Here is a 20239-nt window from a genome sequence, read left to right as displayed (position 1 = left end):
CCGCAATGCCCCGGCGGCGAAAGGGGTCGCCCGCGGCCCCGTTTCATGGCTGAATCCGGCCAGCGCGAGCGTGGGAGCGCGATTCAGGGCAGGAGGGAAGCGGATCCGCTTCCCTCCGCGCGTGTCGCGCTCTAGGGTACGCCGCTTCTGTCCTGGAGAACCGCGCGGTGCGCTATATCAGCACCCGGGGGCAAGCCCCCGCCCTTGCTTTCGACGACGTGCTTCTGGCCGGCCTGGCTCGCGACGGCGGGCTGTACCTGCCCGAGACCTGGCCCAGCCGAACGGCCGATGAGTGGCGGCGCCTGCGCGGCCTGCCCTATGCCGAGCTGGCGACCGAGGTGATGCTGCCCTTCGTCGAAGGGTCGCTGACCCGGGCGGAGCTGGCGGCGCTGGCGGCCGAGACCTATGCCGGCTTCGACCACCCGGCGGTGGCGCCGCTAGTCCAGATCGACCACGATCTGTGGCTGCTGGAGCTGTTCCACGGGCCCACCATCGCCTTCAAGGACTATGCCCTGCAGCTGCTGGGCCGCCTGTTCGACCATGTGCTGACCAAGCGCGGCGAGCGGGTGATGATCGTCGGCGCCACCTCCGGCGACACCGGCTCTGCCGCGATCGAGGCCTGCCGCGACCGCAGCGCCATCGACATCGTCATCCTGCACCCGGAGGGCCGCACCTCGGAGGTGCAGCGCCGGCAGATGACCACGGTCCAGGCCGCCAATGTCCGCAACATCGCGCTGAAGGGCAGCTTCGACGACTGCCAGGACCTGGTGAAGGCGATGTTCGCCGACGCGCCGTTCCGCGACGAGATGCACTTGTCGGCCGTGAACTCGATCAACTGGGCCCGGATCATGGCCCAGATCGTCTACTACGCCGCCGCCGCGCTGGCGCTGGGCGCGCCTGACCGGCCGGTGGCCTTCGCCGTGCCGACCGGCAATTTCGGCAACGTCTTCGCCGCCTATGCCGCCCGCAGGATGGGCCTGCCGATCGCCAAGCTGGTGGTCGGGTCGAACCGCAACGACATCCTCGACCGCTTCTTCAAGTCGGGCGAGATGAAGATGGACGGGGTGGTGCCGACGCTGAGCCCGTCGATGGACATCCAGATCTCCTCCAACTTCGAGCGGCTGCTGTTCGAGCTGTGCGGCCGCGACGCCGACCGGCTGAGCGCGCTGATGGCGGAGTTCCGCGGCACCGGCCGCTTCGCCGTGACGCCGGAGATGCACAAGGCGGCGACCGAGTTGTTCGCCAGCCACCGGCTGGACGACGAGGCGACGCTCAAGGTGATTGCCGAGACCCGCGCCGCAACCGGCCAGACCATCGACCCGCACACCGCCTGCGGCCTGGCCGCCGCCCGCGCCCATCCGGCCGGCCCCGGCATCCCGATGGTGGTGGCCGCCACCGCCCACCCCGCCAAGTTCCCGGACGCGGTCGAGCGCGCCACCGGCTGGCGCCCGCCGCTGCCGCCGCACATGGCCGACCTGTTCGAGCGCGAGGAGCGGCTGACCGTGCTGCCGAACGAGATCGGCGCGGTCGAAGCCTTCGTCCGTGAAGCCCGCACCAATGGAGGGCCGGCCTGATGCCGACCCGCGAGAGCACCCTGTCGAACGGCCTGCGCGTCGTCACCGACCCGATCGCCACCGTCGAGAGCGCCTGCGTCGGCCTCTGGGTCGGCGCCGGCACCCGGCACGAGACCGCCGAGGTCAACGGCGTCGCCCATCTGCTGGAGCACATGGCGTTCAAGGGCACGCGCCGGCGCAGCGCCCAGGACATCGCCCAGGAGATCGAGGCGGTGGGTGGCCACCTGAACGCCTATACCAGCCGCGAGAACACGGCCTATTACGCACGCATATTGAAGGAGGATGCGCCGCTGGCGCTCGATATCCTCGGCGACATCCTGCAAAACTCGGTGTTCGACGAGACCGAGCTGGGGCGCGAGCGCGCCGTGGTGCTGCAGGAGATCGGCCAGGCGATCGACACGCCGGACGACATCATCTTCGACCAGTTCCAGGAGGCGGCCTATCCGGACCAGCCGATCGGCTGGCCGGTGCTGGGCACGGCCGACATCGTCGGGTCGATGCCGCGCGAGGCGATCGCGGGCTATATCGGCCGCAACTACGGCGCCGACACCATGGTGCTGGTCGCGTCCGGCAATGTCGACCACGACCGGCTGGCCGAGCAGGCCGAGCGGCTGTTCAGCGGCCTGCCGGCCAAAGCCGAGGCGCGCACCGCCCCGGCCGCCTATCGCGGCGGCGAGCACCGCGAGGAGCGCGACCTGGAGCAGCTGCACCTGGTGCTGGGCTTCCCGGGCCTGTCCTATGACGATCCGGACTTCTATGCCGGCTCGGTGCTGTCGACCCTGCTGGGCGGCGGCATGTCCTCGCGCCTGTTCCAGGAGATCCGCGAGAAGCGCGGCCTGGTCTATTCGATCTACTCCTTCACCAGCGCCTATCAGGATGGCGGGCTGTTCGGCATCTATGCCGGCACCGGCGAAAGCGAGGCACGCGAACTGGTGCCCGTGCTGTGCGGCGAGATCGGCCGGGTGATCGGCGACGCGGCGGAGGATGAGACCGCCCGGGCCCGGGCCCAGATCAAGGCCGGCCTGCTGATGAGCCTGGAATCGACCATGGCGCGGGCCGAGCAGCTGGGCCAGCAGATGCTGATCTTCGGCCGTCCGGTGCCGCCGGAAGAGGTGGTGGCGAAGATCGACGCGGTCGACGCCGCCGCGGTGCGCCGCGTCGCCGAGCGCGTGTTCCGCACCGCCCCGACCCTGGCGGCGCTCGGGCCGGTCGGCCAGCTCGAGAGCTACGACGCGATCCGCGCCCGGATCGGCTGACGGCGTTGAGCGGGGCGGCGGTGATCGGCTTTTTCCGAACGGGGCTCGGCACCCTTCCGCCGGTCCGGATCGAGGGCCGGCGGACCTATCTGCGCCCGCCGCGGCTGCGCGACTGGCGCCCCTGGGTGGCGCTGCGCGGCGAGAGCCGCGACTTCCTGACGCCGTGGGAGCCGACCTGGCCGGAGGATGCGCTGAGCCGCGCCGCCTATCTGCGCCGGCTGCGCCGCCAGATCTACGAATGGCGGCAGGACGAAGGCTACGGCTTCCTGATCTTCGAGCGCGACAGCCGGCAGCTGATCGGCGGCATCGGCTTCTCCAACGTCCGGCGCGGCGTCGCCCAGTCCGCGTCGGTCGGCTACTGGATCGGCGAGCGCTTCGCCCGGCAGGGGCTGATGACCGACGCGACGGCCGCCGCGGTGGCCTTCGGCTTCAACCAGCTCGGCCTGCACCGAATCGAGGCGGCCTGCCTGCCGCACAACGAGGCCAGCCAGAAGCTGCTGCTGCGCCTCGGATTCACTCGCGAAGGCTATGCCCGCGCCTATCTCAAGATCGACGGAGACTGGCGGGATCACTTGCTGTTCGGGCTGGTCGACACAGAGTTCCACGGCGGGCCGTGACCATGCGGCTTGATGCCGTTCCTCTGCGCGCCTAGGGTCGGACAAAATTCATGGCGGAACGCGGCACGTGGCATTGGACTGGGACACCCTCTCGCGCACCCTGCGCCCCGAGAACAGCCCCGGCTTCCTGCTGTGGCAGGTCGCCAATCAGTGGCAGCGGCTGCAGCGGTCGACGCTGGAGCCGCTGGGCCTGACCCATGTGCAGTTCGTCCTGCTCGCCGGCCTGGCCTGGCTGAGCCGCAAGGAGAACGACGTCACCCAGGCAAGGCTGGCCGCCTTCTGCAAGACCGACGCGATGATGACCAGCCAGGTGGTGCGGTCGCTGGAATCCGGCGGCTTCATCGCCCGGGCGCCGCACCCGACCGACAGCCGCGCCCGGCAGCTGCGCGTCACCGCCAAGGGGGCCGAGGTGCTGAACGCCGCCATGCCGCGGGTGCGCGAGGCCGATGCCCAGTTCTTCGGCGCGCTGCAGGAAAGCCAGGGCTTCGTCGAGCAGCTGCGCCGCCTGTGGGCCAGCGGCGCCAAGCGCGAGCCTTAGGAGCTTTAGGCCAGGATCCAAGCCGGGATCAGGAACACCAGCGGCGCGAACAGCGCGACCCGCATGCGCGGCAGCCGCACCTCGTGCCGCCACAGCAGGGCCAGCTGCGCGTGCAGCGCCAGGAACAGGGTGCAGGCGAAGACCAGCGCCGCGACCGGCAGGGTCAGCCGGTCCAGCGCATGCAGCAGCGCCAAGGTGGCGACCATCAGCGCGGCGCAGGCCAGCAGCCACATCGTCGCCTGGCGCGAGATCAGCGCGCGGTTGATCTGCATCTCGACCTGGGCCAGCGACACCCACCAGATCGTCTGCATGCAGACGATGGGCAGCAGCCGCGACATCTGCGGGAGATAGGCGGTCCAGCCCGGCAGCAGCCGGTCGCCGAACAGCTCGAAGCCGGCCAGGATCATCGCGGCGCCGGCCATGGTGACCGCCAGCAGTTTCAGATAGTAGCGGTCGAACCAGTCGGCCGAGGCCTCGTAGAGCTTCTTGAAATAGGCGGTGGTGACGAGCTGGTGCACGAGGAAGATCGCCGCCGAGACACGAAAGCAGACGGAGTAGACCGACACCGCCTCGACCGACAGGAAGAAGCCCACCAGGACGCGCGAGCTGCTGACGATGGCGAAATAGACCAGCGAGTTCACCATCATGAAGAAGCCCATCTTGCGGGCATCGATATGGGCGGCGAGGAAGCGGGGCCGGATGGTGCGCGCCAGGCCGGCCAGGGCGAACAGGGTGAAGCTCGCCGCTACGGCGCCGCAGCCGATGATGATCGCCGACAGCGGCACCCGCCCCAGGGCGACGAAGACCAGCCCGCCGACGATCAGGAAGGCGTAGAGCGCCAGGTTGTCGGCGACCAGGATGCCGAAGCGGCGCCCCATCGACCGGTAGTAGACGCTGGCGGCGAGCTGCGCCCCGCCGCCGGCGATGGCGATGCCGACGAAGACGTAGAGCAGCGGGCCGGACGCGGCATAGACGATCGCGGCGACGCCCAGGCCGATCAGGCCGATCGAGGCCGTGACGAAGAACAGCAGGTCGAGGACGTGGTCCTCCTTGCGGATCAGCACCAGCTGCGGGATCGCGCCCGGAATGCCGAGGCTGAGGATCTGGGCCCCGACCACGCCGACGCTGAGCCCCAGCTCGGCCGTGCCGTAATCCTGGATGCTCATCACCTGCGACAGCAGGAGCGGCCCGAAGAAAGCCGAGCCCTTGCCGAGCGCAAAGGCCAGCAGGAACAGCGCCGCCTGCCCGCCGACCGCCCGGACCCGGGCGAGGTTCATGGTGAACGCCACAGCAGATCCCGTAAGGAGCAGCTCATTCCGATTCCAAAACCGTCATCGCGAGGCGCGTAGCGCCGTGGCGATCCAGGGGCCGGGGCCGGTGGATGGCCACGCCCCTTCGGGGCTCGCCATGACGATACGGGCACAGGTTGCGAGAGCACTGCCGGGTCAGGCCCGGAGATAGACGCGGTTGATGTGCGGGTCGAGCGTCAGGCCCTGGGCCACGCGGCCGGCCTCGACGATCGGGCGCAGCGGGCCGTACAGGATCGGGCCCTGGCAATACACCACCTGGAAGATCAGCCGCGCCGAGGTCCGCGCCGGCTGGCCGCGGTGGAAGCCGAAGGTGTTCTCCAGGAAGCTGGTGCCGGCAGGCCCTTCGAAGCGGACGAAGCGGTCGCGCCCGAAGGCGCCTTCGACCTCCTCGTCGGAATAGCGCCGGATCGGCATCAGGCGATCCTCGCGGTGGGAGCCGCGGACATAGATGTGCGGCCCGGCCCCGGCATCGACCTCGGTCAGGTAGACGAACAGCTTGATGAAGCGCCAGTCGTCGTAGTCGCGGTGGAACAGCTCGGCATGCTGCCCCTCCTCGTCCCCGGCGATCGACCACCAGGAGGCCATGTAGCTGATCGTCGGCTTGCAGCCGAGGGCGGCCTGCACCGCCTCCAGCACCGCCGGGTCGTTGGCGATGGCCAGGGCGTGCGGCGCGTTCAGCACCACATCCGGCCGGAAATGGGCGACATGCGTGCCCTTCGGCGCCTGCTCCGGCGCCTGGAACATGCCGTGCTCCGGCTTGTAGGGGTTGAAGGATTGATGGCCGGCGAAGTAGCGCCGCATATCGGCCACCCGCTCCGGCGTCATCAGCCAGGGCGTCATGGCGAAGCCGTCCGATGCGAGGGCCGCGGCGGCGCCTGTGGCCTCGGGCGAGCCGGAGACCGGCCCGCGCCCGACCCGGCTGGCGATCCGGTCGGCCACCCACTCCCGCCAGGCGACGCGCCGGAACCGGCGCTGCAGCAGGAACCGGGTCATCAGACCGGCCTTGGCCGCGTGTTCGGAAAGGGCTGCCATCAAAATCTCCTCGCGCCGAGCGCCGTCGACGACGGCCCGGGGCGGAGCGGACAGGCACGCCCCGGGCCACCAGCGGTCAAATTCCGCTGCGAGTCCTATACCGGGCGTCTCGGCGCGCACCAAGACTGATTTTCGTCCCCGCGCGCGCCGTATCGCCGGTCACTCGGCCGCGCGGTAGATCTGGCTGCCGCCGTCGCGGAACCGCGCCGCCATCTCCTCCATCCCCGCCTCGGCCGAGGCCCGGATCTCCTGCGTGATCTTCATCGAGCAGAATTTCGGGCCGCACATCGAGCAGAAATGCGCCGTCTTGGCGCCTTCCGCCGGCAGCGTCTCGTCGTGGTAGGCGAGCGCCGTGTCGGGGTCGAGCGACAGGTGGAACTGGTCGCGCCAGCGAAACTCGAAGCGGGCACGGGACAGGGCGTCGTCACGGGCCTGCGCCGCTGGGTGCCCCTTGGCCAGGTCGGCGGCATGGGCCGCGATCTTGTAGGTGACGACGCCGGTCTTGACGTCGTCGCGGTCCGGCAGACCGAGATGCTCCTTCGGCGTGACGTAGCAGAGCATGGCGGTGCCGAACCAGCCGATCATCGCAGCACCGATGCCGGAGGTGATGTGGTCGTAGCCTGGCGCGATGTCGGTGGTGAGGGGCCCGAGCGTGTAGAACGGCGCCTCGCCGCAGACTTCGAGCTGCTTGTCCATATTGGCCTTGATCTTGTGCATCGGCACATGGCCGGGGCCTTCGATCATGACCTGGACGTCGTGCTCCCAGGCGATCTTGGTCAGCTCGCCCAGCGTCTCCAGCTCGGCGAACTGGGCGGCGTCGTTGGCGTCGGCGATCGACCCCGGCCGCAGCCCGTCGCCGAGCGAGAAGGCGACGTCATAGGCGCGCATGATCGCGCAGATCTCGCGGAAATGGGTGTAGAGGAAGCTCTCGCGGTGATGCGCCAGGCACCACTTGGCCATGATCGAGCCGCCGCGGCTGACGATGCCGGTGACCCGCTTCGCCGTCAGCGGGATGTAGGGCAGCCGCACCCCGGCATGGATGGTGAAGTAGTCCACCCCCTGCTCCGCCTGCTCGATCAGCGTGTCGCGGAAGATCTCCCAGGTCAGGTCCTCGGCGACGCCGCCGACCTTCTCCAGCGCCTGATAGATCGGCACGGTGCCGATCGGCACGGGAGAGTTGCGCAGGATCCATTCGCGGGTGGTGTGGATGTTGCGGCCGGTCGACAGGTCCATCACCGTGTCGGCGCCCCAGCGGATCGCCCACACCATCTTCTCCACCTCCTCCGCGATCGAGGAGGTGACGGCCGAGTTGCCGATATTGGCGTTGATCTTGACCAGGAAGTTGCGGCCGATCGCCATCGGCTCGGATTCCGGGTGGTTGATGTTGGACGGGATGATCGCCCGGCCGCGCGCCACCTCGTCGCGCACGAATTCCGGCGTCACATAGTCCGGGATCGCGGCGCCGAAGCTCTCGCCATCGCGCGCCGCCTGCTCCCTGGCCCGCTCGCGGCCGAGATTCTCGCGGATTGCGACATACTCCATCTCCGGCGTGACGATGCCGGCGCGGGCATAGGCCATCTGCGTCACCGCGGTGCCGCCGCGGGCCCGCAAAGGCCGCCGGTCGCCGCGCAGGAATTCGAACAGGTTGGCGGCCTCGCCGGGGCGGCGGCCGTCATCCTCCGGCCGCACGGTGCGGCCGTCATAGGCCTCGACATCGCCGCGGGCGGCGATCCAGCCGGCCCGCAGCGGCGGCAGCCCGGCGCCGATGTCGATCAGCGCCGCCGGGTCGGTGTAGGGGCCGGAGGCGTCATAGACCCGGAGCGGCGGCTCGCCGGACTCCGGCGACAGCACGATCTCGCGCATGGCGACGCGCAGGTCGGGGGTGCGCTCGCCCGGGACATGGACCTTGCGCGACGCCGGCAGCGGGCCGGTGGTGACGGTTGTGGGGATGACGTCCTTGGGCATCCACGGCCTCCTCGATCGGACGGATTGAGGGCGTGCCAAGGACGGAAAGCTGGAAAGAGAGCGGCTGAGCGCGCATGTGGTTCCATTCCCTACGCCGGCACGACCCGGATCAGGTTCGAAGGGTTCCCACGTCGCGGATGGTGTGGTGTCTCAGCTCCTTACCGGAGCTCCCCTCGGAACGCCCCGATCAGACCGCGCCCGGGGGCTGGATGTCAAGCGGGGGCTTCCGGATGATGCGCGCTCCGCTTCCCCGACGGTGCTCGGCGCACCGCCTCGCCTCGATCTTGACCGCATTCCTAAAAATATCTACATTCCAACATATTGGGGTGGATTTCTGAGTCATCGGTTGAGGGGAGCGATGCTGCGGCGTGCGTGGGTGCTGTCGATCGCGCTGGCCCTGGCCGCCTGTGGCGGCGGGCGCGAGATCGTGCGCAATCCCGCCGGCAGCGGCGTCGCCCGCTACGTCACCGCCAATGCGCCGGAGGAATGCGTGCCCTATGCCCGCGCCGTCTCCGGCATCCAGATCAGGGGCGACGCCTGGACCTGGTGGGACCAGGCCGACGGCGTCTACGGCAAGGGCAGCACGCCGCGCTCCGGCGCCGTGCTGGTGCTGGGCCGGTCGGACCGGCTGAGCTCCGGCCACATCTCGGTGGTGGTGGCGGTGCGCAATTCGCGCGAGATCACCGTGTCGCACACCAACTGGGGCAATGACGGCGAGACCCGGCGCCGGATCTATCGCGAGCAGTCGGTGGTCGACGTCTCCTCTGGCAACGATTGGACCGCGGTGCGGTTCTGGAATCCCGACACCGGCGCCTATGGCGGTGTCTACGAGGCCGACGGCTTCGTCTATCCCACCAGCGCCTGAGGCCGTCGGCGCCTAGTCCGGATCCTCGGCATGGCGCCGGGCCTGCTCGGGGATGATCACCCCCGGCAGCGTCCGGCTGGTCCAGATGTGGACGGCGCCGGTGAGATCCGGCGGCTCATCGAGGGAGCCGCCCTTGATGCAGATCTCCGCCTCGCGATCCTTGTCACCATGCCACACCCGCGACCCGCAGGCGGGGCAGAAGAAGGAGATGAGGCGCCACCCCGATTTCGTCGTCCGCGACCAGCTCTGCAACTCGCCGCTGACGAGGCGCAGGCCGGCGCTGCGGAAGAAGGCCGAGATGCCGAAGGCCGAGGCCGACTGCTTCCGGCATTCGCGGCAATGGCAGACATAGAGGCCGAGACGCGGGCCGCCGACCTCATAGCGCACCTTGCCGCACTGGCATCCGTCGGTGAGGATCGCCGCGGAGTCCGATGCTGCCATGGAGCCTCCTGCCGAAGGGATTTGCGGACGGTCGATCCCGCCATTATGGCAAGCCCGGCGGCGTTCCGCAGCCCGGCACCCCCTCGACGCCGGGGCCGCGCTTCGGGTATAAGCCCGCGCGCGACTGCGGCACGGCCGCGGCGCAGGGAACGCCAGACCATGACCCTCCCCCTTCCCACCCCGGATCCACGGGCGCGCCGGCGCCTGGAGATCGGCCTTGCCCTGCTCGAGGACGGCCAGCCGGCCGAGTCCGCCGACGCCATCCGCGCCGCCATCGAGATCGACCCGGGGGATGTCGAGATCCACTACGCGCTGGGCCAGGCGCTGGAGGCGGCGGGCGGTGATGCCGCCGCGGCCTATCGGACGGCGCTGGCGCTGGATCCCGAGGATCGGATGGGCGCCGCGGTGCGGCTGGCGCTGATCGGCGCCGCGCCGGTGCCGGCGCAGCTGCCGGAAGCGCATATCCGCACCCTGTTCGACCAGTACGCTCCGCGCTTCGACACGGCGCTGGTGAAGGCCTTGCGCTATCGCGGGCCGGAGCTGCTGCGCCAGGCCGTCGACCGGGCGGCGCCGGAGGGCAGCCTCGACATCCTCGACCTCGGCTGCGGCACCGGCCTGGCCGGCATCGCCTTCGCCGACCGCCGCCGGCGGCTGGACGGCATCGACCTGTCGCCCGGCATGATCCTGCAGGCGATGGCGCGGAAGCTGTACGACCGGCTGGAGCCGGGCGAGATCGTGGCGGCCCTGGCCGAGTGGCCGGAGCGCTACGACCTGGCCCTGGCCGCCGATGTCGCGGTCTATATCGGCGACCTGGCGCCGCTGTTCGCCGCCACGCGGCGGGTGCTGCGGCCGGGCGGCCTGTTCGCCCTGACGCTGGAGGCGCAGGACGGCGCCGACGGCACCGGCTGGCGCCTGGGCGACCACCACCGCTACCAGCATTCCGCCGCCTATCTGCGCGGCGCCGCGGCGGCGGCCGGCTTCGCCGTGGTGAGCCTGGACCCTGACTGGACCCGGACCGAGAACAAGATGCCGCTGCCCGGCTGGGTGGCGGTGCTGCGGGCGGCATGAACTATCGCCACGCCTTCCACGCCGGCAACCAGGCCGACGTCCTGAAGCATGTGGTGCTGGTGGCGCTGCTGGAGGCGCTGCGCGGCAAGGACAAGCCGTTTTCCGCGCTGGACCTGCATGCCGGCATCGGCCGCTACGCCCTGGCCGCCGAGGCGTCGAAGACCGGCGAGTATGTCGACGGCATCGCCCGGATCGATCAGGAGACCGAAGCCCCGGCCGCTGTGGCGCGCTATCTCGAACTGGTGCACGGCTTCAACCCGTCCGGCCGGCTGGAGATCTATCCCGGCTCGCCGCGGCTGATCCGGGCGCTGATGCGGCCGGAGGACCGGCTGACACTAGTCGAGCTGCATCCCGAGGACAACGCCCGGCTGCGCGCCGAATTCGCCGGCGACGGCCAGGTGGCGATCCATCACCGCGATTCCTGGGAGGCGCTGCGCGGCCTGCTGCCGCCGCAGCCGCGGCGCGGCCTGGTGCTGCTGGACCCGTCCTTCGAGCAGCCGGACGAGCTGGCGCGGCTGGCCCGCGGCATCGCCACCGCCCATCGCCGCTGGCCGGAGGGCGTGATCGCCGCCTGGTACCCGATCAAGGACCGGCCGCCGGTCGACGCCATGCTCGCGGCGCTGCCGCCCCTGCCCCGCGCCTGGACGGCCGAGCTGACCGTGTTCGACACACTGTTCCCGGCCCGGCTGAACGGCAGCGGCCTCGTCCTGGCGAACCTGCCCTGGGGCGTCGAGGAGGCGCTGCGCGAGGCCCTGGCCTGGCTGCAGCCCCGCCTGGCCCGCCAGGGCGGCGGCTGGCGGCTGGAACCGCTGCCGGGCTGAGCGAAATCCGGCTCGCCGCCGGAGATCGATCAAGATAAAGTTCCTCCATATTGGGGGGATTTCATGATGCGTTTTTTTGCGCTGGCTGTCCTCTTGACGGGCCTGTCCGCCTGCGCGGCGCAGGGACCACGAAGCACGCCGGATCTGGCGGCCGTGTCGCCGTTCCAGCCGGTTGCGCCTGTCGGCTATTGCCTATCGGACGAAACCGACCCGCTGGCCCTGGCCTTCGTGATCGGGATGGGCAGGCACGCACCATCCGACCAGCGCGTACTGGCCGTCTTCCATCCTTGCAGCGAGCCTGCCCTGCAGAAGGGCGCCAGATCATGGAACAGTTTCCGGCTGATCTACCAGATCGAAGCCGGGCCCACCGCGGCCCCTGGAGGGCCGCCCATGGATCGAGAGACGTATCTGACGTTCCTGGCCAATCCGAAGCTGGTGGAGCTGTGGAATCGCCGCAACCTTCCGACCCTGCAGCAGCGTGGATCTCCGCAGACGTCGGGTGCCCGCTATCTCGGTTCGGATGGCGAGGCCGTCTACAGCGGCATCGTCTTGACACCGGAGAAACCGGCTCCAGGCGTGACCGCCGAGGCTCGTGTCGTCCTGGGCCAGACCCTGATCGGCAAGACCGTCCTCCGGCTGCATGTCGTCAACCTTTCGGCCAATAGCACACCCGCGGATTGGAGCCGCCTCCAGGCGATCGCGACCGAGGCGATCCACGCCACCATCAATGCCGTGGATCGGCCGCGCTCAAGAGCCCCGACGCCTGCTTCCCCCACTCCCGCTGCAGCGCCCGTCGGCCCGGGTCTGACGACCTGAAGGGCTTGGCCGTATCCCCGATCCCATGCCGATTCCGCCGTGGAGGTGTTCCCTTTCGCGGGATAGGAATCGCCCGTCGACAGGTTCACAGTCCTGAGGAGACCAATCCGGAGACGGGCCATGTCGACAGCAGACCGAGAGCGCGGCGCCGCGGCGTCTTCCGGCGACGGGGGCTCCGTCGTCGGCAAGACCTTCCTGATCGCGCTGGCGGCCGCGATGGGCGGCTTCCTGTTCGGCTACGACACCTCGGTGATCAACGGCGCCGTCGCCGCCATCCGCACATGGTCCGGGGCCGGCGACGTGCTGCTGGGCTTCTCCGTCGCCAGCGCCCTGCTCGGCTCCGCCGTCGGCGCCTGGTTCGCCGGGCCGGTGGCGGACCGGTACGGCCGGATCGCGGTGATGCAGCTGGCCGCGGTCGTGTTCCTGATCGGCTCCGTCGGCTCCGGCCTGGCCTGGGACATCTGGGCGCTGACGGTGCTGCGCTTCGTCGGCGGCGTGGCGGTGGGCGCCGCCAGCGTCATCGCCCCGGCCTATATCGCCGAGGTCTCGCCCGCCCATATCCGCGGCCGGCTGGGCTCGCTGCAGCAGTTGGCTATCGTCATCGGCATCTTCGTCGCCCTGCTGTGCGACTACACGCTGGCCGCCGCGGCCGGCGGCGCCGGCAACACGCTGTGGCTGGGGCTGGAGGCGTGGCGCTGGATGTTCATCTCGATGGCGGTGCCCTCGGTAATCTATGGCGTGCTGGCCGGCATCATCCCGGAATCGCCGCGCTTCCAGGTCAGCAAGAAGCGCATCGCCGAGGCGGCGGAGGTGCTGCGCCGCTTCGTCGGCAACCGGCCGCCGCCGCGGATCAAGATCGCCGAGATCGAGAGCAGCATCGACCAGGAGAAGCGGCAGTCGCTGGCCGACCTGGCCGGCCCGCGGCTCGGCCTGTTGCCGATCGTCTGGACCGGCATCCTGCTGTCGGTGTTCCAGCAATTCGTCGGCATCAACGTGATCTTCTACTACTCCTCGGTGCTGTGGCAGGCGGTCGGCTTCACCGAGGCGGATTCGCTGATCATCACGGTCGCCACCTCGGTCACCAACATCCTGGTCACGCTGGTGGCCATCGCCCTGATCGACAAGGTCGGGCGCAAGCCGCTGCTGCTGGTCGGGTCGGCCGGCATGACCCTGACGCTGGGCACCATGGCCTATATCTTCGGCACTGCCCCGACCGAGATGGTGAACGGCGCCGTGACCCCGGTGCTGGGCGACACGGCCGGGGTGATCGCCGTCGCCGCCGCCAACCTCTACGTCGTGTTCTTCGGGGTCAGCTGGGGACCGGTGGTCTGGGTGCTGCTGGGCGAGATGTTCAGCAACCGCATCCGCGCCTATGCCCTGGCCGTGGCCGCAGCGGCGCAGTGGGTGGCCAATTTCGTGGTGTCGGAGACCTTCCCCTCCCTGGCCTCCGCCGGCCTCGGCCTCGCCTACGGGCTCTACGCCGTGATGGCCCTGCTGTCCCTCCTTTTCGTCATCCGCGCGGTGCGCGAGACCCGTGGGCGCGAGCTGGAGGAGATGGAGTAGCTGGCCGCGGCGGAGCGGTCCGGAACGAGGCGGCGGGAACCGCGGGCGGCCTCGCCCCGTTCCCTCACCACCCCCGGCTTCGCCCCTGCCCCAAATGCTATCGGACCCCGGCCGACCTGCCCGTTCCCTGACCCCGCTGACCGAGAAGATCGGCGCCCTGTCCTCGACCAGCGGCATCCTGCTGACCGTGGCGGCGACCGCGGCGCTCTATTTCGGCCGCGATATCCTGATCCCGTTCGCTCTGGCGCTGCTGATCAGCTTCGCCACCGCCCCGGTGGTGCTGCAGCTGCGCAAGCTTGGGCTGCCGCGCACCGTGGCGGTGGTGCTGGTGATCATCGCCCTGTCGATCGCCGCGACGGTGTTCCTGGTGCTGGTCGCCAGCCAGGCGATCGATCTGGCCGGCAACCTGCCGCAATACCAGAGCAACCTCGAGGCCAAGATCCAGTCGATCAAGGAGGTGGCGCCGGGCGGCGGGCTGATCGATCGGCTGACGGCCATGGTGGCCCGCCTGTCCCAGGAAGCCACCGAACGCGCCACCCTGGCGCCGATGGGCGTCGACGGTGCCCAGGGCAAGCCGGTGCCGGTGCAGCTGGTGCCGCCGGCCCTGACGCCGCTGCAGCTGGCCTGGGAGGTCGGCGCCCCGCTGATCGAGCCCTTCGCCATCATCGGCGTGGTCCTGGTGTTCTCCGTGTTCATGCTGCTGGAGCGGGAGGACCTGCGGAACCGGCTGATCTGGCTGCTCGGCGCCCAGGACCTGACCCGCGCCACCGCCGCCATGGACGACGCGGCGCAACGCCTGAGCCGCTTCCTGCTGGCCCAGGCGGTGCTGAACTTCGGCTACGGCACGGCCTTCGGCATCGGGCTCTGGTTCATCGGCGTGCCCAACCCGGTGCTGTGGGGCCTGCTGGCCGCGGTGCTGCGCTTCATCCCACTGGTCGGGACCGTTGCCGCCGCGACGCTGCCGACCATCCTGGCCTTCGCCGTCGACCCCGGCTGGCTGATGCCGCTGGAGACGATCGCCCTGTTCGTGGTGCTGGACCTGATCACCGTCAATGTCGGCGAGCCGCTGCTGTATGGCGGCAGCACCGGGATTTCGCCCTTCGCCGTGCTGTTCGCCACCATCTTCTGGCTGACCCTGTGGGGCATCCCCGGCCTGCTGCTGGCGGTGCCGCTGACCGTGTGCCTGGCCGTGCTGGGCCGGCACGTGCCGCAATTCGGCTTCCTGGACGTCATGCTGGGCAGCACCCCGGCGCTGGCGCCGGAAGCGCATTTCTACCAGCGCATCCTGGCCGGCGACCCGCTGGAGGCGTCGGAGCTGGCGGAGCGCGGTCTGCAGAGCCAGACGCGCCAGGCGCTGTTCGAGGGCACGATCCTGCCGGCCATCCGCATGGCCCAGGCCGACCGGCAGCGCGGCGCGCTGGACGGGTCGCAGCGGACGGCCGTCTGGGGCGGCATCCTAGCGGCGGTGATGGATCTGGATGAGGACGAGCCGGAGGCGCCCCCCGTCGTGCTGTGCCTCGGCGCCCGGGACGAGTTGGACCAGGCGGCCGCGCTGATGACCGGCCAGCTGCTGGCCGAGAGGGGCATCGCCTGTGCCTATGCCGAGCGTGGCGGCGCCGTCCCCGATCTGGCCGGAATCCCCGTGGTGATGGTGGCCCATGCCGGCAGCGTCACCGCGCACCAGTTGGGGCGCCTGATCCGACGGCTGCGCCGGCGCATCGGGCCGGACACGATGCTGGTGGTGGGCCTGCTGGGTCCGCGGGAGCAGCCGGAGGAGATGCCGCAGGGGCTGGAGGCCCACACGACCGTCGTCCGCGGCTTCAGCGCCATCCTCGCGGCGGTGGCGCAATGGGTGCCGGCACCGGCCGGGAACGGCGGCGGGGAGACGGAGGCCAAGGCGATGCCGGAACCGTCCGGCATCGCGGTGGCCTGAGGCTCAGGCCTCTTTCTTCTGGCGCTCGATCTTCTTGCGCTCGTTCGGGTCCAGCACCTGCTTGCGCAGGCGGATGGTCTTCGGCGTGACCTCGACCAGTTCGTCGTCGTTGATATAGGTCAGCGCCCGCTCCAGCGTCATCTGGATCGGCGGGGTCAGGCGCACCGCCTCGTCCTTGCTGGTGGTGCGGATGTTGGTCAGCTGCTTGCCCTTCAGGACATTGACCTCGAGGTCATTGCCGCGGGTGTGCTCGCCGATGATCATGCCCTGATAGACCTTGGCCTGCGGCTCGATCAGCATCGGGCCGCGATCCTCCAGGTTCCACAGCGCATAGGCCACCGCCTCGCCCTGGGCATTGGAGATCAACACGCCGGTGTGGCGCGAGGCGATCGCGCCCTTGTGCGGGGCGTAGTCGTGGAAGATCCGGTTCAGCACGCCGGTGCCGCGGGTGTCGGTCAGGAACTCGCCCTGATAGCCGATCAGGCCGCGGGTCGGCACCAGCATCACCAGGCGCTGCTTGCCGCCGCCGGACGGCCGCATCTCCAAGAGCTCGCCCTTGCGCTCGGACAGCTTCTGCACGACGACGCCGGAATGCTCCTCGTCGACGTCGATCGTCACTTCCTCGATCGGCTCCAGCGTCTGGCCCGACTCGTCCTTCTGGAACACCACGCGCGGCCGGCTGATCGACAGCTCGAAGCCCTCGCGGCGCATGGTCTCGATCAGGATGCCCAGCTGCAGCTCGCCGCGGCCGGCGACCTCGAAGGCGTCCTTCTCGGCCGTCTCGGTGATCTTCAGCGCGACATTGCCCTCGGCCTCGCGCATCAGCCGGGCGCGGATGACGCGGCTGGTGACCTTGTCGCCCTCGGTGCCGGCCAGCGGGCTGTCATTGACCGAGAAGGTCATGGCGATGGTCGGCGGGTCGATCGGCTGGGCCGACAGCGCTTCGGTCACCGACGGGTCGCAGATGGTGTCGGCGACGGTCGCGGTCTCCAGCCCGGCGATGGCGACGATGTCGCCGGCCTCGCCGATATCGATCGGCTGGCGCTCGATGCCGCGGAAGGCCAGGACCCGGCTGATGCGGCCGGTCTCGATCGTCTCGCCGTTCCGCGACAGCGCCTTGACCGCCATGTTCGGCTTGACCGAGCCGGACAGGATGCGCCCGGTCAGCACGCGGCCGAGATAGGGGTTCGCCTCGACCGTGGTGGCCAGCATGCGGAAGGGGGCGTCGGCCTCGACCTTCGGCGCCGGCACGTGCTTCACGACCAAGTCGAACAGCGGCGCCATGTCGGTCCGCTCCGCCTCCAGGCTCTCCGCAGCCCAGCCCTGCTTGGCCGAGGAGAACAGGGTCGGGAAGTCGAGCTGCTCGTCATTGGCGTCGAGCGCCGCGAACAGGTCGAACACCTCGTCATGCACCTGGTGCGGGCGGGCGTCCGGCCGGTCGCATTTGTTGACCAGCACGATCGGCCGGAGGCCCAGCTTCAGCGCCTTGCCGGTGACGAACTTGGTCTGCGGCAGCGGGCCCTCGGCCGCGTCGACCAGCACCACCACCCCGTCGACCATGTTCAGGATGCGCTCGACCTCGCCGCCGAAATCGGCGTGGCCCGGCGTGTCGACGATGTTGATGCGGACATCCTTCCACACCAGCGAGGTGCACTTGGCCAGGATGGTGATGCCGCGCTCGCGCTCGAGGTCGTTCGAGTCCATCACCCGTTCGGCGACCTGCTGGTTCTCGCGGAAGGCCCCCGACTGGCGCAGCAGCACGTCGATGAGGGTGGTCTTGCCATGATCGACATGGGCGATGATGGCGATGTTCCGGATATCCATGGTCCGTCCAAGGGGCGGGAGGGGCAGGAAGCCTGCGGGCAAAACAAAGGACGGCGGACGGGTCGTCTTACGCAACGCCCCAGCCGCCGTTGCGGCGCAATATAGGCAGATCGGCGCCAAACGCAAGTCGCAGGCGCCAAACCGTTGAAAAGTCGAGAGAGAATTTAAGCAACGAAACACTGTCAGTATGTGTTCCCATCATGGCATCAACTGATGCGTGATAGGGCGGCGGCACCGCGGCACGACGAGTGGGGAGACCGGGGATTGCGGGCAAGACTGGGCAGAATCGGGTGGCTCGGCCTCCTCGCGGCACTGGTTCCCACGGCCGGCCTGCTGGCGCAGGACGACGCGCCGGCCACGGATGGCGATGCCGCGGCCGAGACGGCACCGCTGCCCGATGCCCTGGCCTATGCGGCGACGCTGGAGCCGATCCCGGACGAGAATGCAACCGCCGCGCTGACCGGCGCCTCGAACCTGCTGAAGCTGCAGTCCAGCCCGCCGTCCGGCCCGGTCGGGCTGATGCGCCGGGCGCTGGCCGACCGTGACCGGCTGTACGGCGCTTTAGGCGCCCTGTCCTACTATGGCGGCCAGGTCCACATCACCCTCGACGGCATCGACCTGGACGATCCCGGGCTGATCGACCGGCTGACGGCGCGCCAGAGCAAGGATCCGGTCAAAGTCTCGATCAAGATCGACCTCGGCCCCAGCTACAAGTTCAAGACCGTCCGCCTGACCGACATGCAGGGGTCGGACCAGCTGCCGCTGGTGATCGACCGCGAGCCGCTCGGGCTCGACCCCGGCAAGCCGGCGCTGTCGGCCACCATTATCAGCGCCGAGGGCGCGATGGTGGCGCAGATGAACGACCAGGGCTACCCGCTGGCCAAGGTGCCGTCGCGCGATGCGGTGGTCGACCATGCCGACCAGACCATGGACCTGACCGAGTTTCTCGATCCCGGACCGAAGGCCGGCTTCGGCCCGGTGACGGTGGAGGGCGAGCAGGACGTCCGCGAGAGCTTCATCCGCAGCCGCGTCCCCTTCGTCACCGGCCAGCTCTACTCGCCGCAGCAGGTCCAGGATCTGCGCAAGGACCTGGCCGATCTGGGCGTGTTCAGCAGCGTCCGCGTCACCACCGCCGACAAGGTCGACGCCCAGGGCAATGTGCCGGTGACGATCGCGGTGCAGGAGCGGCCGGCCCGCTTCATCGGCTTTGGCGCGAAATACGAGACCAATTACGGCGCCGGCGTGAACGCCTATTGGGGCCACCGCAACCTGTGGGGCGGGGCCGAGCAGCTGCGCATCGACGGCGAGGTCAGCGGCCTGGGCTACAACAACGCGACCGAGCCGAACTTCAAGTTCGGCGTCAGCCTGAAGGTGCCCGGCTTCCTCGACCGCAACACCACGCTGGACGCCAAGGCCGAGGCGGTGCGCGAGGTGCTGGACGCCTATACCAGCACCCGCGGCTTGGTGCAGGGGATCGCCACCTACAAATACACCAAGCAGATCGACCTGCTGGCGGGGCTCAGCTTCGAGACCGGCCATGTTGAAAATGACGAAGGCCAGTGGGACTACACCTTCGTCGGCATCCCGCTGGGCGCCAAAATCGACACCACCGACAACCTGCTGAACCCGACCAAGGGCTACCGGGCGCAGCTGTCCTTCACCCCTTATCCCAGCTTCCTCGGCTCCTCGGTCGACATGCTCGTGACCAAGGCGCTGGGATCGGCCTATCTCGACCTGTCCGGCGGCGACGGCGACATCATCCTGGCCGGGCAGCTGGGCATCAGCAGCATCGCCGGGCCGGACATCGCCGAGGTGCCGCCCGACAAGCGGCTCTATGCCGGCGGCGGCGGCAGCGTCCGCGGCTACAAGTACCAGAGCATCGGCCCGCAGGACGAGCACCAGAACCCGACCGGCGGTCTCAGCTCGATCATCGGCAGCATCGAGCTGCGCTACAAGATCACGGACACCATCGGCATCGTGCCGTTCTTCGATGCCGGCGGCGTCTATGAGAAGAGCGTGCCGGACTTCGGCAGCGACATCCAGTACGCGGCCGGCCTCGGCGCCCGCTACTACACCGGCATCGGGCCGATCCGCGCCGACATCGCCATCCCGCTGAACAAGCGCAAGGACGACGACAGCTTCCAGCTCTACATCAGCATCGGGCAGGCCTTCTGATGCGCGCGCTCAGGATCCTCCTCATCGTCCTGGCCGTGGTGATCGGCCTGCCGATCGCGCTGCTGCTGATCGTCTTCGCCGCGGCGCAGACCGGCCCGGGCAAGCGCCTGATCGCCGACCAGGCCGGCAGCCTGGCCAGCTCCCCCGAGATGCAGGTTTCGGTCGGCGCGATCGAGGGCTTCGTGCCCTTCGACATGACCGTGCGCGACGTCGCCGTCTCCGACCCCGCCGGCAAGATGATCGCGGTCGACTGGGCGCGCCTGGCCTGGAGCCCGTCGGCGCTGCTGCGCCGCACCCTGCGGGTCGACGCGGTCGAGGCCGGCACGGTGACGGTCGACCGCCTGCCCGCCGGCGGCGCCGAGCCCGAGCCGCAGCCGAGCTCGACCGGCTTCTCGCTGCCGCGGCTGCCGGTCGACATCCGGCTGGACCGGCTGAATGTCG

17 protein-coding genes and 1 riboswitch are annotated in these 20239 nt (G+C 69.8%); of the genes, 12 read left to right on the top strand and 5 right to left on the bottom strand.

What is annotated here, in order from left to right; all coding sequences use genetic code 11:
* The first annotated feature begins 167 nt into the window (after positions 1 to 167).
* The 4 genes from thrC to ABDW35_RS06590 all read left to right on the top strand — a co-directional run bounded on the left by thrC (position 168) and on the right by ABDW35_RS06590 (position 3985).
* Positions 168 to 1574, top strand: a complete 1407-nt coding sequence (thrC, locus tag ABDW35_RS06605; protein ID WP_343713059.1) for a threonine synthase — start codon at positions 168 to 170, stop codon at positions 1572 to 1574.
* Positions 1574 to 2830, top strand: a complete 1257-nt coding sequence (locus ABDW35_RS06600; RefSeq protein ID WP_343713058.1) for a pitrilysin family protein — start codon at positions 1574 to 1576, stop codon at positions 2828 to 2830. The genes thrC and ABDW35_RS06600 overlap by 1 nt, the downstream gene beginning before the upstream one ends.
* A gap of 20 nt (positions 2831 to 2850) precedes the next feature.
* On the top strand, positions 2851 to 3447 hold the full coding sequence (locus tag ABDW35_RS06595; protein ID WP_343713057.1) for a GNAT family protein: 597 nt from the start codon (positions 2851 to 2853) through the stop codon (positions 3445 to 3447).
* Positions 3448 to 3514: 67 nt separating this feature from the next.
* On the top strand, positions 3515 to 3985 hold the full coding sequence (locus ABDW35_RS06590; protein ID WP_343713056.1) for a MarR family winged helix-turn-helix transcriptional regulator: 471 nt from the start codon (positions 3515 to 3517) through the stop codon (positions 3983 to 3985).
* A gap of 5 nt (positions 3986 to 3990) precedes the next feature.
* On the opposite strand, the gene ABDW35_RS06585 is transcribed toward ABDW35_RS06590, so the two are convergent.
* From ABDW35_RS06585 to thiC, 3 genes are all read right to left on the bottom strand, one after another.
* Entirely contained in the window at positions 3991 to 5274 is a 1284-nt protein-coding gene (locus ABDW35_RS06585; RefSeq protein WP_343713055.1) for a hypothetical protein, read from the bottom strand.
* Between the two features lie 156 nt (positions 5275 to 5430).
* Entirely contained in the window at positions 5431 to 6327 is an 897-nt protein-coding gene (locus ABDW35_RS06580; protein WP_343713054.1) for a phytanoyl-CoA dioxygenase family protein, read from the bottom strand.
* Positions 6328 to 6486: 159 nt separating this feature from the next.
* A complete protein-coding gene (gene thiC / locus ABDW35_RS06575) occupies positions 6487 to 8292 on the bottom strand; it encodes a phosphomethylpyrimidine synthase ThiC (RefSeq protein WP_343713053.1) in 1806 nt (601 codons plus the stop codon).
* Positions 8293 to 8360: 68 nt separating this feature from the next.
* Positions 8361 to 8476, bottom strand: a riboswitch (TPP riboswitch).
* A gap of 174 nt (positions 8477 to 8650) precedes the next feature.
* Here thiC and ABDW35_RS06570 point away from each other — a divergent pair.
* Positions 8651 to 9157 (top strand): CHAP domain-containing protein, encoded by a 507-nt coding sequence (locus ABDW35_RS06570; protein WP_343713052.1) that lies wholly within the window; start codon positions 8651 to 8653, stop codon positions 9155 to 9157.
* A gap of 12 nt (positions 9158 to 9169) precedes the next feature.
* Here the strand turns inward: ABDW35_RS06570 and ABDW35_RS06565 are convergent, their stop codons facing one another.
* Positions 9170 to 9598: a GFA family protein gene (locus tag ABDW35_RS06565; protein WP_343713051.1), complete on the bottom strand. Its 429-nt coding sequence runs from the start codon at positions 9596 to 9598 to the stop codon at positions 9170 to 9172.
* 159 nt (positions 9599 to 9757) lie between these two features.
* On the opposite strand from ABDW35_RS06565, the gene ABDW35_RS06560 reads away from it, so the two are divergent.
* The 5 genes from ABDW35_RS06560 (at position 9758) to ABDW35_RS06540 (ending at position 15799) form a co-directional block, all read left to right on the top strand.
* Positions 9758 to 10666 (top strand): methyltransferase, encoded by a 909-nt coding sequence (locus tag ABDW35_RS06560; RefSeq protein ID WP_343713050.1) that lies wholly within the window; start codon positions 9758 to 9760, stop codon positions 10664 to 10666.
* The gene (rlmJ, locus tag ABDW35_RS06555; RefSeq protein ID WP_343713049.1) at positions 10663 to 11487 is read left to right on the top strand and encodes a 23S rRNA (adenine(2030)-N(6))-methyltransferase RlmJ; all 825 of its coding nucleotides are present in this window, start codon (positions 10663 to 10665) and stop codon (positions 11485 to 11487) included. The genes ABDW35_RS06560 and rlmJ overlap by 4 nt, the downstream gene beginning before the upstream one ends.
* 63 nt (positions 11488 to 11550) lie before the next feature.
* A complete protein-coding gene (locus ABDW35_RS06550) occupies positions 11551 to 12303 on the top strand; it encodes a hypothetical protein (RefSeq protein ID WP_343713048.1) in 753 nt (250 codons plus the stop codon).
* A 120-nt stretch (positions 12304 to 12423) separates the two neighbouring features.
* Complete coding sequence (locus ABDW35_RS06545) at positions 12424 to 13866, top strand: sugar porter family MFS transporter (protein WP_343713047.1); 1443 nt, start codon at positions 12424 to 12426, stop codon at positions 13864 to 13866.
* A 94-nt stretch (positions 13867 to 13960) separates the two neighbouring features.
* Entirely contained in the window at positions 13961 to 15799 is a 1839-nt protein-coding gene (locus ABDW35_RS06540) for an AI-2E family transporter (RefSeq protein WP_343713046.1), read from the top strand.
* A gap of 3 nt (positions 15800 to 15802) precedes the next feature.
* On the opposite strand, the gene typA is transcribed toward ABDW35_RS06540, so the two are convergent.
* Entirely contained in the window at positions 15803 to 17623 is a 1821-nt protein-coding gene (gene typA / locus ABDW35_RS06535) for a translational GTPase TypA (protein WP_343713045.1), read from the bottom strand.
* 264 nt (positions 17624 to 17887) lie between these two features.
* On the opposite strand from typA, the gene ABDW35_RS06530 reads away from it, so the two are divergent.
* Complete coding sequence (locus ABDW35_RS06530; RefSeq protein WP_343713044.1) at positions 17888 to 19798, top strand: autotransporter assembly complex family protein; 1911 nt, start codon at positions 17888 to 17890, stop codon at positions 19796 to 19798.
* Positions 19798 to 20239: hypothetical protein (locus ABDW35_RS06525; RefSeq protein WP_343713043.1), on the top strand; the 442-nt coding region annotated here is incomplete at its 3' end. The genes ABDW35_RS06530 and ABDW35_RS06525, both read left to right, overlap by 1 nt.

The organism is Inquilinus sp. (assembly GCF_039594555.1).
GTDB lineage: Bacteria > Pseudomonadota > Alphaproteobacteria > DSM-16000 > Inquilinaceae > Inquilinus.
This window is presented reverse-complemented; position numbering and strand designations above follow the sequence as displayed.

Bases quoted from the DNA above. Each gene is read 5' to 3' on its own strand.
- ABDW35_RS06600 (WP_343713058.1), top strand. From the start codon at position 1,574: ATGCCGACCCGCGAGAGCACCCTGTCGAACGGCCTGCGCGTCGTCACC.
- ABDW35_RS06580 (WP_343713054.1), bottom strand. From the start codon at position 6,327: ATGGCAGCCCTTTCCGAACACGCGGCCAAGGCCGGTCTGATGACCCGG.
- thiC (WP_343713053.1), bottom strand. From the start codon at position 8,292: ATGCCCAAGGACGTCATCCCCACAACCGTCACCACCGGCCCGCTGCCG.
- ABDW35_RS06570 (WP_343713052.1), top strand. From the start codon at position 8,651: ATGCTGCGGCGTGCGTGGGTGCTGTCGATCGCGCTGGCCCTGGCCGCC.
- ABDW35_RS06565 (WP_343713051.1), bottom strand. From the start codon at position 9,598: ATGGCAGCATCGGACTCCGCGGCGATCCTCACCGACGGATGCCAGTGC.
- ABDW35_RS06560 (WP_343713050.1), top strand. From the start codon at position 9,758: ATGACCCTCCCCCTTCCCACCCCGGATCCACGGGCGCGCCGGCGCCTG.
- rlmJ (WP_343713049.1), top strand. From the start codon at position 10,663: ATGAACTATCGCCACGCCTTCCACGCCGGCAACCAGGCCGACGTCCTG.
- ABDW35_RS06550 (WP_343713048.1), top strand. From the start codon at position 11,551: ATGATGCGTTTTTTTGCGCTGGCTGTCCTCTTGACGGGCCTGTCCGCC.
- ABDW35_RS06545 (WP_343713047.1), top strand. From the start codon at position 12,424: ATGTCGACAGCAGACCGAGAGCGCGGCGCCGCGGCGTCTTCCGGCGAC.
- ABDW35_RS06540 (WP_343713046.1), top strand. From the start codon at position 13,961: ATGCTATCGGACCCCGGCCGACCTGCCCGTTCCCTGACCCCGCTGACC.
- typA (WP_343713045.1), bottom strand. From the start codon at position 17,623: ATGGATATCCGGAACATCGCCATCATCGCCCATGTCGATCATGGCAAG.